At 44.7% G+C, this 12,605-nt stretch carries 13 protein-coding genes; 4 read left to right on the forward strand and 9 right to left on the reverse strand.

Features of this window, described 5'->3' with window-relative positions:
* Positions 1–220: 220 nt before the first annotated feature.
* The gene (locus AB4263_RS14860; RefSeq protein WP_019824386.1) at positions 221–826 is read right to left on the reverse strand and encodes a LuxR/HapR/OpaR family quorum-sensing transcriptional regulator; all 606 of its coding nucleotides are present in this window, start codon (positions 824–826) and stop codon (positions 221–223) included.
* 336 nt (positions 827–1,162) lie between these two features.
* On the opposite strand from AB4263_RS14860, the gene hpt reads away from it, so the two are divergent.
* Positions 1,163–1,693 (forward strand): hypoxanthine phosphoribosyltransferase, encoded by a 531-nt coding sequence (gene hpt, locus AB4263_RS14865; protein WP_102319889.1) that lies wholly within the window; start codon positions 1,163–1,165, stop codon positions 1,691–1,693.
* 74 nt (positions 1,694–1,767) lie between these two features.
* On the opposite strand, the gene can is transcribed toward hpt, so the two are convergent.
* Positions 1,768–2,436, reverse strand: coding sequence for a carbonate dehydratase (gene can / locus AB4263_RS14870; RefSeq protein ID WP_372098436.1), 669 nt, complete (start codon positions 2,434–2,436; stop codon positions 1,768–1,770).
* 286 nt (positions 2,437–2,722) lie between these two features.
* Here can and AB4263_RS14875 point away from each other — a divergent pair, with 286 nt between their 5' ends.
* From AB4263_RS14875 to AB4263_RS14885, 3 genes are all read left to right on the forward strand, one after another.
* Entirely contained in the window at positions 2,723–4,354 is a 1,632-nt protein-coding gene (locus tag AB4263_RS14875) for a SulP family inorganic anion transporter (RefSeq protein ID WP_017063247.1), read from the forward strand.
* Positions 4,355–4,677: 323 nt separating this feature from the next.
* Positions 4,678–5,595 (forward strand): ABC transporter ATP-binding protein, encoded by a 918-nt coding sequence (locus tag AB4263_RS14880; RefSeq protein WP_017059435.1) that lies wholly within the window; start codon positions 4,678–4,680, stop codon positions 5,593–5,595.
* Position 5,596: 1 nt separating this feature from the next.
* Positions 5,597–6,367, forward strand: coding sequence for an ABC transporter permease (locus tag AB4263_RS14885; protein WP_010435987.1), 771 nt, complete (start codon positions 5,597–5,599; stop codon positions 6,365–6,367).
* Positions 6,368–6,452: 85 nt separating this feature from the next.
* Here AB4263_RS14885 and panC read toward each other — a convergent pair whose 3' ends face one another.
* From panC to sfsA, 7 genes are all read right to left on the reverse strand, one after another.
* Positions 6,453–7,343: a pantoate--beta-alanine ligase gene (gene panC / locus AB4263_RS14890; RefSeq protein ID WP_017059434.1), complete on the reverse strand. Its 891-nt coding sequence runs from the start codon at positions 7,341–7,343 to the stop codon at positions 6,453–6,455.
* An 8-nt stretch (positions 7,344–7,351) separates the two neighbouring features.
* Positions 7,352–8,146: a 3-methyl-2-oxobutanoate hydroxymethyltransferase gene (gene panB / locus AB4263_RS14895; protein WP_017059433.1), complete on the reverse strand. Its 795-nt coding sequence runs from the start codon at positions 8,144–8,146 to the stop codon at positions 7,352–7,354.
* 22 nt (positions 8,147–8,168) lie between these two features.
* The gene (gene folK, locus AB4263_RS14900) at positions 8,169–8,654 is read right to left on the reverse strand and encodes a 2-amino-4-hydroxy-6-hydroxymethyldihydropteridine diphosphokinase (RefSeq protein ID WP_004735459.1); all 486 of its coding nucleotides are present in this window, start codon (positions 8,652–8,654) and stop codon (positions 8,169–8,171) included.
* Entirely contained in the window at positions 8,651–10,006 is a 1,356-nt protein-coding gene (pcnB, locus tag AB4263_RS14905; protein ID WP_017063249.1) for a polynucleotide adenylyltransferase PcnB, read from the reverse strand. Before pcnB ends, folK begins: the two co-directional genes overlap by 4 nt.
* A 183-nt stretch (positions 10,007–10,189) precedes the next feature.
* Positions 10,190–11,065: a tRNA glutamyl-Q(34) synthetase GluQRS gene (gene gluQRS / locus AB4263_RS14910; RefSeq protein ID WP_102319890.1), complete on the reverse strand. Its 876-nt coding sequence runs from the start codon at positions 11,063–11,065 to the stop codon at positions 10,190–10,192.
* Positions 11,066–11,283: 218 nt separating this feature from the next.
* Positions 11,284–11,730 carry an RNA polymerase-binding protein DksA gene (gene dksA, locus AB4263_RS14915; protein WP_017059430.1) on the reverse strand — a complete coding sequence of 149 codons (447 nt, stop codon included), beginning with the start codon at positions 11,728–11,730 and terminating at the stop codon, positions 11,284–11,286.
* A 135-nt stretch (positions 11,731–11,865) separates the two neighbouring features.
* A complete protein-coding gene (gene sfsA, locus AB4263_RS14920; protein ID WP_136981626.1) occupies positions 11,866–12,591 on the reverse strand; it encodes a DNA/RNA nuclease SfsA in 726 nt (241 codons plus the stop codon).
* Positions 12,592–12,605: the final 14 nt, after the last annotated feature.

Here is a 12,605-nt window from a genome sequence, read left to right on the forward strand (position 1 = left end):
ATTCGGAACCGCCGTATGCGACCCACGCTTGTGCGGTGGTGTGAGAGGACGGAGGCTGCGAGGCCTCCTCCTACTCGATTCTGAGGTAAAGAGCAGTAACGTTTCACTTCGAGATGCGAGTACGCTGCGCTCCGGGATACGAAGAGCGAGTGCTAAAAACAAAAAAGGATTGACGCAATACGCCAATCCCTAAGTTTTTTTCGAAGACCGAATTTCAAATCTATTTATAAATGCACAGCATGTTCAAGTAGCTATCCGTTAAGCTTGAAAGCTCTTCTGGCGTTTCTACACGTTTCGCTTGGATGAATAGCGAGTAGCAAATGCCGTGGAATAGATTGGCTAGATGTTTAGGATCGTGATCGTCACAAACTTCGCCACGTTCAATCGCTTTGCTAAACATGTTTTGTACTAACATTTGGTTAGTGCGGTTCGTTGTTACGAATAGCGGCCATACTTCATCACGAGTCGAAGCGCTCCATTCGAACCACACATTTAACCAATGGCTATCTTGAGCCACTAACGTCACCATTTCAGTCGCAATATTATGTAGGTTTTGTTTTGCGTGAATATCCAGATCGATATTGTCTGAAAGGAAGTTAGAGAATTGGCGTACAACGTGATTTAGTACTTCATCAACCAGATCTTCACGGGTAGGGAAGTAGTTAAATACAGTTGCGACAGACACCTGAGCGATGTCTGCAATATCAGCGTGTCCACCACGACCGATACCGCGGCGAGAGAATACCTCAAGAGCGATTTCCATCAATTGAAGTTTTCTTTTTAAAGGTGAAAGCCTAGTTCTAGGTCTCTTAGATATTGAGTCCATTTTATTTTCCTTGCCAACGAAATTTTTATATTAATGATTTTATTATTATTTAAGCCAAGATGAGTGTAATGGTGCATATGCGAATGGTCAATCCTTTGAGCTTATTTAATAGACAGTTACATCAAACTTGATACATAAAGCGTGATCCACATTGATGTGAAAGGAGGCGACTATCAGACAAGGCACAAGTGCACATTTCATTGATAATCTCACAGTAAATTGGAACCATAAGGTGGTGTGGGTATTTGAGCAGTGCTAGACTTACGCACAAATTGAGCGGCACCCATGGCATAACTGTCTACACTTGTCGCAATCACCAAACAAAATGAGAGCAGTATGAAGCATACAGTTGAAGTCATGATCTCTGAGCAAGAAGTTCAGGATCGAGTGAACGAACTAGGCAAACAGATCACGGAACACTACCAAGGCAGTGAAGATCTGGTTTTAGTTGGCTTATTACGTGGATCGTTTGTCTTTATGGCGGATCTTGCTCGTGCTATCGATTTAACTCACCAAGTTGATTTCATGACTGCGTCTAGCTACGGCAACAGCATGGAAAGCTCACGTGATGTTCGTATTTTGAAAGACCTAGATGACGACATCCAAGGTAAAGACGTTCTACTTGTAGAGGATATTATCGATACAGGTAACACACTGACTAAAGTAAAAGAGATTCTGAGCCTACGTGGTCCTAAGTCTATCGAAATTTGTACGCTATTAGACAAGCCTTCTCGCCGTGAAGTGACTGTCGATACAAAATGGATTGGTTTTGAGATCCCAGACGAGTTTGTTGTTGGTGTTGGTATCGACTACGCACAAAAATATCGTCACCTACCGTACATCGGTAAGGTAGTACCTCAAGAGTAATCATTACGCTTGTGGTTTAGAAGTCATTAAAAAGCCCGCTTGATGCGGGCTTTTTGTATATATGACGGAATGGGTTAGCTTTGTTGACTAAGAAGAGGCGTCGTTAAGATCTTGTTTAATGCATCTAAGTGACTGTTCTCTAAAGTATCGTTACTTGAGCAACGTACGCCAAGGTCCTGTAGCTTGCCATCGCCAATACCATAAACCACACCATGGATTTCAACGTCTTGGCCACGCTCCCACGCATTTTGCATAATGGTTGAGTTACCTAGGTTATAAACCTGTTCTGCGACGTTAATTTCGCATAACTTGTCACCCCATTGCTCACGAGGAAGCGCTTCGATTTGCTTGCGGTATTTTAGGTAATTGTCACGGATGTGCAGTAACCAGTTGTTGATAAGACCAAGTTTAGGGTTATCAATCGCCGCGTTAACACCGCCACAACCGTAGTGACCACAGACAATAATGTGTTTCACTTTAAGCACATCTACTGCGTACTGAACAACAGATAGACAGTTTAGGTCTGTATGAACCACTTGGTTGGCCACGTTTCGGTGAACAAACAGTTCTCCAGAATATAAGCCAGTCAGGCGCTCGGCTGGAACTCGGCTATCTGAACAACCTATCCATAGAAAACCAGGGCTTTGACCCTCTTCAAGCGTTGTAAAATACTCAGGTCTTTCAGAGCGAATTTCTTCAGACCATTTGGAATTGTTCTCAAAAAGCTGTTTTATTTCTGGCATCTTGCTTCTTACATCCCTCAATTAAGATGCTTAACTATACACAATGTTACAAATTCAATCTCGTAAAAACTGCGTCAAAATGTACTCATCTGACGTGTTCTAGTACGGAAAATCATAAACTTAGCCCACTATCAATAATCCGGTTATAAGACATGAATAATGTGATTGAATTAACACTTTCTGAACACTTGATACATTTGCTAAAGTGATAAGGTTTGTCATTTCATCATCAGGAAGGTGTGTTTTGTTTGGAAGTCGTTTTACGGATATCAATCTCAAAGGGGATATGTTTGGCGGTGTAACTACAGCCATCATCTCGTTACCTTTAGCATTGGCATTTGGTGTTGCTTCTGGCGCGGGAGCTGAAGCTGGCTTGTGGGGCGCCATTATGGTTGGCCTATTTGCAGCATTGTTTGGCGGTTCGAGTAGTTTGATTTCTGAACCTACCGGCCCTATGACGGTGATCATGACTGCCGTAATGACGAGTATGGTTGCTAAATATCCTGAAACGGGTATGGCAATGACCTTTACTGTCGTGATGATGGCCGGTGCATTCCAAATATTACTTGGTACGTTAAAGCTAGGAAAATACGTCACTTTGATGCCATATAGCGTGATCTCCGGATTCATGTCGGGCATTGGCGTTATTCTGATTATCTTGCAGCTGTCTCCATTGTTAGGGCATGCCGCTCCATCCGGTGGTGTAATGGGCACGCTCTCTGCTTTACCAGATACGCTAGCAAACTTAAAAGTGAGTGAGCTATTTCTAGGTGCTCTGACACTCGGTATTCTTTTTGGCTTCCCCGCTAAGTATCGTAAGTATGTGCCTGCTCAACTGGTTGCGTTAGTGGCTGTAACGCTCTTGTCCGTCATTATTTTTGATACCGACTCTATTCGCCGTATTGGTGAAATCCCAGCTGGTTTACCTTCCCTCGTTATCCCTACGATCAGCGCTGAACAGTTTACTACTATGGTTATCGATGCCTTGGTGCTTGGTACATTAGGTTGTATTGATACGCTTTTGACCGCGGTTATCGGAGATTCATTGACTCGTAAAGAGCATGACTCAGACAAAGAGCTTCGTGGCCAAGGCATTGCCAATATGATCTCTGGCCTGTTTGGTGCACTACCTGGCGCGGGTGCCACTATGGGGACTGTAACCAATATTCAGGTGGGAGCGCGTTCTCCGCTTTCAGGTGTTATTCGAGCTTTAGTACTTGCGCTCGTGGTATTGGTTGCAGGTGGTTTAACAGAACCGATTCCTATGGCAGTGCTGGCTGGTATCGCGATGTATGTTGGTTTCAATATCCTAGATTGGAGCTTTATCCAGCGCGCGCACAAGGTTAGCTATGCCGGCATGGGCGTGATGTACGGCGTGATGCTATTGACTGTGTTTGTTGACTTGATTATTGCCGTTGGACTGGGTGTGTTTATCTCGAACATCCTGATTATTGAAAGATTAAGCCGAGAGCAAGCCAGACAAGTTAAGGCGATCAGTGATGGTGATGATGAAGACGATATCCCATTGACTGATAGCGAACGTCAGTTACTCGATAGTGCCAATGGTAAGGTGCTATTCTTCTACCTATCAGGGCCGATGATATTCAGCGTTTCAAAGGCGATTTCACGTCAGCACTCAAGTATCTCTGACTATGAAGCGATGATTCTAGACCTGACAGATGTACCTATGATTGATGTCACTGTTGGCCTAGCGCTAGAGAATGCGATTAAAGATGCATTGGATGCGCAGTGTGAGGTGTATCTGCTGTGTCCTAATGAGAATACTCGTCAACAACTAGAGAAGTTCCACGTGATTGACCTAGTACCTGAATCCAACACTTATCGATTCAGATATGAAGCCCTGACGGCAGCAACAAGCTATGTCGACAGAGATGAGCATCAATTTGAGTCAGTTTAATTTTTCAGTAATAAGCTGATATGAATAAGCCATAGACGCTCACTTCAAGACTGATCATTAATGCCGTTAAGTGAATCACTTAGCGGCATTTTTATATTTATTGAACGTTGATTTAGTCTTCACGTAGCCAAGACGCTTATTTGTTTTCGAAAGAAACTCTCACACGATATTTGTATTCATCGTCAATCAACGATAAACTTGTTCGCAAAATGGCCGAGTAAACAAATCTTGGGTTAGCTTTCAGCTAGTTCGTTTTAAGCATTACTCTCTTCCTCAAGCTCGGCCGTCTACATCTTATCTATAGCAAATGGCAGTCTATCTCTATGTATGCATTAGAAATTGAGCAATTAAGAAAAACTTATGCTGGGGGCTTCGAGGCTCTTAAGGGCGTTAGTTTACAAGTAGAAAAAGGCGACTTTTACGCACTACTTGGTCCCAATGGTGCGGGTAAATCAACCACCATTGGTGTTATCTCTTCACTGGTAAATAAAACGTCAGGCAAGGTTAAAGTGTTCGGCTACGACATTGATACCGATCTGGAATTGGCGAAGCAGAACTTAGGCCTTGTGCCTCAAGAGTTTAACTTTAACCCGTTTGAAACCGTTGAACAGATCGTGCTGCAACAAGCGGGTTATTACGGCGTGCCAAAAGCATTAGCGAAAGAGCGAGCGAAAAAGTACCTATCTCAACTCGATCTGTGGGAAAAGCGTGGCGAACGCGCGCGTAACTTGTCTGGTGGTATGAAGCGTCGTTTGATGATCGCGCGTGCATTGATGCATGAACCTCATTTGTTGATCCTTGATGAACCGACAGCAGGCGTTGATATTGAACTACGTCGTTCAATGTGGGAATTCCTAAAAGAGATCAATGAGAAGCAGGGCATTACCATTATCTTGACCACGCACTACCTAGAAGAAGCAGAAATGCTGTGTCGCAACATTGGTATCATCAATCGCGGTGAGCTGATTGAGAACACAACAATGAAAGCGCTGTTGGGCAAATTGAGTGCTGAGACCTTTATTCTGGATCTGGAAGAGGGCACGACTGAACCTAAGCTTGAAGGCGTGAATAGCCAAGTGATGGTCAATGGCTCGCTAGAAATCGAAATCGACAAGAACCTAGGTTTGAATACCATCTTTGCTCAATTGAGCGAGCAACAGGTTAAAGTCCTCTCTATGCGTAACAAAGCAAACCGTCTAGAAGAGCTATTTGTGAGTATCGTCCGTGAGGGGAGTAAATAATATGTACAGCCTATATTGGACCGCTTTCTGCAGTTTGTTGACCAAAGAGATCAATCGCTTTACTCGTATCTGGGTGCAGACTCTGGTGCCGCCAGCGATTACCATGACGCTTTACTTCATCATCTTCGGTAACCTGATTGGTGCGCGTATTGGTGAAATGAACGGCTTTAGCTACATGGAATACATTGTTCCCGGTCTGATCATGATGTCGGTGATCACCAACTCATATTCCAACGTTGCTTCATCGTTCTTTAGTGCCAAGTTCCAGAAGAACATTGAAGAGCTGCTTGTAGCGCCTGTTCCTAACTACGTGATTATCGCCGGCTTCGTAATGGGTGGTGTGGTTCGTGGCTTGTTAGTGGGTACCATAGTAACCTTCGTGTCGTTGTTCTTTGTCGACTTACAAGTTGACCATTGGGGCGTGATCATTGCGACGGTATTTTTAACGTCGGTAGTATTCGCTTTGGGTGGCTTGATTAACGCGGTATTCGCACGCACGTTTGATGATATCTCTATTATCCCAACCTTTATCTTAACGCCGCTGACGTACCTTGGTGGTGTGTTCTACTCGATCAGTCTATTGCCTGAATTCTGGCAAGGTGTATCGAAGTTGAACCCTATCGTGTACATGGTTAACGCGTTCAGATATGGCTTCTTGGGTGTGTCTGATGTGGGGATCGTGACGTCGTTTGGCGTACTAGGTGTGTTTATCGTGCTGTTGTATGGCATTGCACACTACCTAGTGACAAAGGGTATTGGCTTACGTAGCTAACCTTTGGTTCATCTAAGTAACAGGTAAAGAAAAAGGTCGATATAACATCGACCTTTTTTTGTTTTGCGTTAAGAGCAGAAGCCGACTATTCAGTCGTTTCTTCTTTCACTTCTTCTTTGGTTTCCGTTACCAAATCGAGAACTTGGTTATCGATAAGACGCGTCTTACCTAGGAAAGCCGACATTAGAATCACTGCTTGAGTTGATTCTGAAGTGATCGCTTGCAGAGTTTTAGCATCACAAATGAAGATTTCGTCAGGTTGAAGATCTGCAGCGCGTAGCTGGTCAGTAGCATCTTCAATCACTGATGCGTAATCATCGCGACCACCACGAATAGCGCTGCTGATCCAGCGCATAGTACGCGCTAAAACGGGCGCTCGTTGGCGCTCGTCAATCGTTAGGTTGCTATTGCGAGAGCTCATTGCCAAACCATCCATTTCACGAACGGTCGCAACGCCGACAACTTCAATGTCTAATGCTAAATCAGTGGTCATCTGGCGAATAACAGCAAGTTGCTGAAAGTCTTTCTCGCCGAAGCATGCAAAGTCTGGCTGAACGATATTAAACAGTTTAGTGACAATGGTTGATACACCACGGAAGTGACCTGGACGAGAGGCACCTTCAAGCATGTGAGATATGCCAGGGACCTCAACAAACGTCTGCTTGTCTAATCCATCTGGGTACATCACCTCTGGCGTTGGTGTAAATACTAGCTCAACACCTTCACCTGTTAGTTTGCTTAAATCTGCTTCTAACGTTCGAGGGTAGTTGTTTAGGTCGTCTGCACGGTCAAACTGCATTGGGTTTACAAAGATGCTTACCACAACGATGTCGGCCAGTTCACGAGCTTTCTTTACCAGAGTCAGGTGGCCTTCATGCAGGTTTCCCATTGTCGGTACAAAAGCAACCGTACGTCCATCACGCTTAAACTGTTTAATCTGCTCACGAAGAGCTGCTATTTCAGCAAAAGTTTGCATACTTACTCCTAAGCGATTGTATGAGCTTCATCAGGGAAGCGCGCGCTCTCTACTTCTTCTTTGTATAGAGCTACTGCCTTACGCATATCACCTGTTTCTGCTAGGAAGTTCTTAGAGAACTTCGGCATGTAGTTCGCAGAAATACCGAACATGTCATGCATAACCAAGATCTGACCATCGGTAACATTACCTGCGCCGATACCGATAACCGGTACGTCACAAGCTTCTGTAATTCGTTTTGCCAATGAAGCTGGCACACATTCAAGTAGAACGATTTGAGCGCCTGCGTTTTGCAGTGCTAACGCGTCAGCAACCATTTTGTCGGCTTGCTCGTCGTCACGACCTTGAATCTTGTAACCACCAAAGATGTTCACAGATTGAGGCGTTAAGCCTAAGTGCGCACATACTGGTACTGCGCGTTCTGTTAGCATTTTCACAGTATCAACCAACCAGCTTCCGCCTTCGATTTTTACCATGTTCGCGCCAGCACGCATCAAGGTAGCTGCGCTCTCACAAGCTTGTTCTGGCGTTGCGTAGCTCATGAAAGGCATGTCAGCCATAAGAAGACAGTTCGGGCTACCAGCACGCACTGAGCGAGTATGGTAAGCAATGTCTTCAACAGTTACTGGTAATGTATCGTTATGGCCTTGTAAAACCATACCCAGTGAATCACCGACAAGCAGAACTGGCATTTCTTGGCTTTCGAATAATTGAGCAAAGCTCGCATCATAAGCTGTCGAAGTCGCGAATTTACGGCCTTCACGTTTGCATTTGATCAGGTCGTTAATGGTTACTTTTTTCATTGGTTTTCCTTAATGCGCTTGGCTATTGTTGCCAAACATTGAGCCCGTTCTTATCTACTATTTTCAGTAGTTCTGTCAGCTCAGTCCCATCAGGGAGTTGTAAACTTGGTGCGATTTCAGCAAGCGGGTAGAGTACAAACTCTCGTTCTTTCATTCCATAATGAGGAACGATTAAGCGCTCTGAATCGATCACCTCATTGCCGTATAGCACAATGTCGAGATCCAAGGTTCTTGGTCCCCAACGTTCGTCTTTACGGACGCGCCCTTGCTCTAGTTCGATCTTTTGAGTGCAATCAAGCAGTTCAATTGGCGTTAATTCGGTTTGGATAGCGACTACCGCGTTGATGTAGTCTGGTTGATTTTGCGGTCCCATTGGGGTGCTACTATATAGCTGAGAGGTCGCAATAAACGTTGATCGCGGTAGGCTTTTTAGCGTTTCGATAGCCAAATTTGCTTGGCTAACTGGGTCGGCAAGGTTGCTGCCGACCGCAATGTAAGCAGTTATCATTCGGATTGCTTACTCTTTTTGTTTCGGTAAGTCTTACGGCGACGATGGCCTGACTTTGATGGTGCTGCAACGTCGTTAGCCATTGCTTGACGCATGTTGCGACCCGCAGTCTGATAACGCTCCCACCATTTTGCTAACTCTTTGGTTTCGCCACCTTCAATCTCACCACGCATTTCTAGGAAATCGTAGCCTGCACGGAATTTGTTTAATTCCATTAGACGAACAGCGCGTTTACCGTTGCGACGAGGCAGTCGAAGTTGCAGTTGCCAAACTTCGCGAATGGTTGCTGTGTGACGACGAGGAATCGCAATAGACTTTACTTGCTGATCTAGAATGATGTTACTCGCTTCCATGATCGCATCGTAGTGTGCCATACCCTGTTCAGCGACAAGTTTGTCTGCCAGCTTGTTCATTGGGTACCAAAGCATCGCTGCGAACATGAATGCTGGGTTTACTCGCTTACCATCTTCGATGCGAAGGTCGGTTGAATCGAGAACCAAATCAAGCATCTGCTCTGTGTGTGAGTCGTAATCTTCGGTGAAGTGCTCCGCTACCGTTGGGAACATCTGTTGGAATAGATTGTACTCGCGCATCAAGTGGTAGGTTTCTAAACCGTGACCTGATTGCAGTAATTTCAGAGACTCTTCGTAAAGGCGCGCTGCTGGGATATCTCTTAGAAGGTGAGCTAACTCTTCAATCGGGTCAGCCGTGTCTTCTTCGATGTCGAAATCCAGTTTAGCGGCGAAGCGCATTGCACGTAGCATACGTACTGGGTCTTCGCGGTAACGCGTTTCTGGATCGCCAATCAGGCGGATCAGTTTATCTTCTAAATCTTCTACACCACCCGCGTAATCGTGGATGCTGTAGTCTGCAATGTTGTAGTACATCGCGTTGATTGTGAAATCACGACGCTCTGCATCTTCATCAACACTGCCGTACACGTTATCGCGAAGTAGCATGCCTTCTTTCGATTGTGCAGAAACGTTCTTCGATGGTTCTTGGTGGTGACCACGGAAAGTTGCCACTTCAATGATGTCGCGACCAAACATGATATGTGCCAAGCGGAAACGGCGACCGATAAGACGACAGTTTCTGAAGAGGTGTTTGATTTGCTCTGGCGTTGCGTTGGTCGCAATATCAAAATCTTTTGGCTGAGAGCCTAATAAGATATCGCGCACACCACCACCGACTAGAAATGCGTCAAAACCCGCACCATTCAGGCGATATAGCACTTTTAGTGCGTTGTCGCTGATCTGCTTGCGTGAAATATTGTGCTCTTGACGAGTATAAATATTCAGAGCTAATTCGTGGAATCCGCGTTGTTCGCTTGGGGTATTGTCGTTTGTATTCATTAGTTTAGAACAAAGTAGGTATCGCCAACTTTGTTTTTCTCTTAGTCCAAAGTGGTAGTGCAGAGTTTAATTGCGGCTAATAATAGCTTAGCGCGAGCCATTTGAGAACATCGTCTGCTTAACCACAGTGGTTGGTTATGGCATTTTTATGTGTCGTTTTTGCTATTTGCCGTGAGTTTCGAGCTAATTACAGTGCTCTTTTTGTAAACTATCAGGTAACTGACTGACGTTCCATTGTTGGCAGCCCCACAATAAAATCTCATCCATTGAAGCCTCATAAAGGGCCGTCGGGATATCAAAACCTAAGAATCGCATCGCGTTGAGTAACGTTGGTTTTGGGTTGTCTAGATCTATCGCGGTGGCATGGTTCTGTTTTGACAGTTTATTCCCCAAGCCATCGGTTGCCAATGGTAAGTGCAAGTAGCTCACTGTTTTTTGCTTGAGCGTCTTATACAAACTGATTTGTCGACCGGTGGGTTCTATCAGATCTGCGCCTCTTACGACTTCTGTTACTCCTTGTTCGATGTCATCAAGGACAACGGCCAAGTTATAGGCAAACAATCCATCTCTGCGTTTAATAATAAAATCTTCTACAGCTAGTGCTTTAGGGATTTGAATGGTGCCGTGGCGAACATCATCAAAGGACTCCACTGGAAAGTCCATGCACAAGCGCACCGCCTGTTCGCCTGAATCGATTAAGCCTGCATCTCGACAATGACCATTGTAAAAACCGCCCAAAGCCTTTATCTGCTTGCGGGTGCATTGGCAGTAGTAGGCTTGATTGTCAGCAACCCATTGATCGATTTGAGCTTGATACAAGTCATGACGTTGGCTTTGATAGACGACTTCACCATCCCAAAATAGATGGTAAGCCTCAAGCGTCTTAAGAATGAGGTCTGCAGCGCCGGCCATTTCTCTTGGCGGGTCGAGGTCTTCCATACGAACTAACCATTTTCCTTGGTTAGATTTCGCTTGAAAGTAGCTACCAAGAGCAGCAACAAGTGAGCCAAAATGAAGAGGACCTGACGGTGATGGTGCAAAGCGCCCGATATAATTCATGAGTGAACAACCTAATCTAAATGGTACCGCAGTAGCCGATTCTTAAGACGTTTGACAAGAGCTTTAATGCCTAGAACTAAGCTTCAATCTATAGAACAAGGTTTGATGTATAGAACTAAGGCTTAAAGCTGCTATTTACTATCAAGCGTGTGAAATACTTCGCTTGGATAACAAACAAAAAAGGGAGCCAAGGCTCCCTTTCTTTACATCTGCAAGAATTAACCTTGCATCTGTTTTTCTTTGATCTCTGCAAGTGTTTTACAGTCAATACAAAGATCAGCAGTTGGACGAGCTTCAAGGCGACGAATGCCAATCTCGATACCGCAAGAATCACAGAAGCCGAAATCGTCTTCTTCGATCTTGTCTAATGTCTTCTCAATTTTTTTGATAAGACGACGCTCACGGTCACGGTTACGTAACTCTAAGCTGAATTCTTCTTCTTGAGAAGCACGGTCAACTGGGTCTGGGAAATTCGCTGCTTCGTCCTGCATGTGGTGCACAGTACGATCAACTTCTTCCCTGAGCTGGTTGCGCCAAGCTGCTAAAATTTTTGTAAAATGTTCCGTTTGCTCAAGTGACATGTACTCTTCACCTGGCTTCTCTTGGTACGGTTCAACACCTGCGATGGCTAGGATGCCTAGCGCTTTTTTCTTAGATTCTGGCATACAGCATCTCCTATTTACACCTAGTCAACTGCAAAGCAGCTAATTTTAAGGCGGGTATCTATAGCAGAAAGAACGAATGGTGGCAAATACTCTTATTCAAACTTGCAATCAATGTGATTAGTTCAGCATCTTTGCTTAGCTATTGATAAATTCAACAGCTTGTTTTAGTTGTATTTGAGTACTGCTGAGCTCTGCTTTATAGCAAAGCACTTCAACTCCAGCGTCTTGTGCTTGTTTTAGTAATAACGAATATTTGGCGTCTATATGGTGTGCCGCAGACACTTTTTCAATACCTGAATGTAAAACAGTGAATAAAAGTACGGCTCTATTTCCAGATTCGACCATTTCTGTGAGTTCACGCAGATGTTTTTGGCCTCTGGTTGTGACCGCATCAGGGAAAAAACCTTGCCCTTTAGTTGACGTTTCTTGCTCGTCGAGCAAAGTGACGCTTTTCACTTCGATATAGCAAGGCGGCTTTTCGTTATCTTCAAGCAGAATATCAATGCGACTATTCTCACTGCCATATTTCACTTCGGTTCGTAACGCGTTATAACCTAAGAGTTCAACCATAGTCCCATTTTCAATTGCTTCCACTGCTAGCTGGTTTGCCCGCGCAGTATTTACACAAATACGATGACCTTTGTCTGTTTCTGAGATCTCCCAGCTGTTTGGGTACTTTCTCTTTGCATTATCGGAGGTTGAGTACCACACCGTATTGCCAGGAGTCGCACATCCTGTCATCGCTCCAGTGTTAGCGCAGTGGATAGTGCGCTCGCTACCGTCTGGAAGTTGGATGTCAGTGAGAAAGCGTTTATAGCGTTTAATAAGAGTCGCTGGCTCTAATGGAGGATTGAAGTGCATATTACTTATTTAGA

It is taken from the genome of Vibrio sp. 10N.261.55.C5 (assembly GCF_041470505.1).
Taxonomy (GTDB): domain Bacteria; phylum Pseudomonadota; class Gammaproteobacteria; order Enterobacterales; family Vibrionaceae; genus Vibrio; species Vibrio crassostreae_C.

Excerpts from the sequence above, each read along its gene's own strand:
- dksA (WP_017059430.1), bottom strand. The coding sequence starts at position 11,730 with ATGCCAGAATCTAAGAAAAAAGCGCTAGGCATCCTAGCCATCGCAGGT.
- AB4263_RS14885 (WP_010435987.1), top strand. The coding sequence starts at position 5,597 with ATGTACAGCCTATATTGGACCGCTTTCTGCAGTTTGTTGACCAAAGAG.
- sfsA (WP_136981626.1), bottom strand. The coding sequence starts at position 12,591 with ATGCACTTCAATCCTCCATTAGAGCCAGCGACTCTTATTAAACGCTAT.
- AB4263_RS14860 (WP_019824386.1), bottom strand. The coding sequence starts at position 826 with ATGGACTCAATATCTAAGAGACCTAGAACTAGGCTTTCACCTTTAAAA.
- gluQRS (WP_102319890.1), bottom strand. The coding sequence starts at position 11,065 with ATGAATTATATCGGGCGCTTTGCACCATCACCGTCAGGTCCTCTTCAT.
- pcnB (WP_017063249.1), bottom strand. The coding sequence starts at position 10,006 with ATGAATACAAACGACAATACCCCAAGCGAACAACGCGGATTCCACGAA.
- folK (WP_004735459.1), bottom strand. The coding sequence starts at position 8,654 with ATGATAACTGCTTACATTGCGGTCGGCAGCAACCTTGCCGACCCAGTT.
- panB (WP_017059433.1), bottom strand. The coding sequence starts at position 8,146 with ATGAAAAAAGTAACCATTAACGACCTGATCAAATGCAAACGTGAAGGC.
- can (WP_372098436.1), bottom strand. The coding sequence starts at position 2,436 with ATGCCAGAAATAAAACAGCTTTTTGAGAACAATTCCAAATGGTCTGAA.
- panC (WP_017059434.1), bottom strand. The coding sequence starts at position 7,343 with ATGCAAACTTTTGCTGAAATAGCAGCTCTTCGTGAGCAGATTAAACAG.
- hpt (WP_102319889.1), top strand. The coding sequence starts at position 1,163 with ATGAAGCATACAGTTGAAGTCATGATCTCTGAGCAAGAAGTTCAGGAT.
- AB4263_RS14880 (WP_017059435.1), top strand. The coding sequence starts at position 4,678 with ATGTATGCATTAGAAATTGAGCAATTAAGAAAAACTTATGCTGGGGGC.
- AB4263_RS14875 (WP_017063247.1), top strand. The coding sequence starts at position 2,723 with ATGTTTGGCGGTGTAACTACAGCCATCATCTCGTTACCTTTAGCATTG.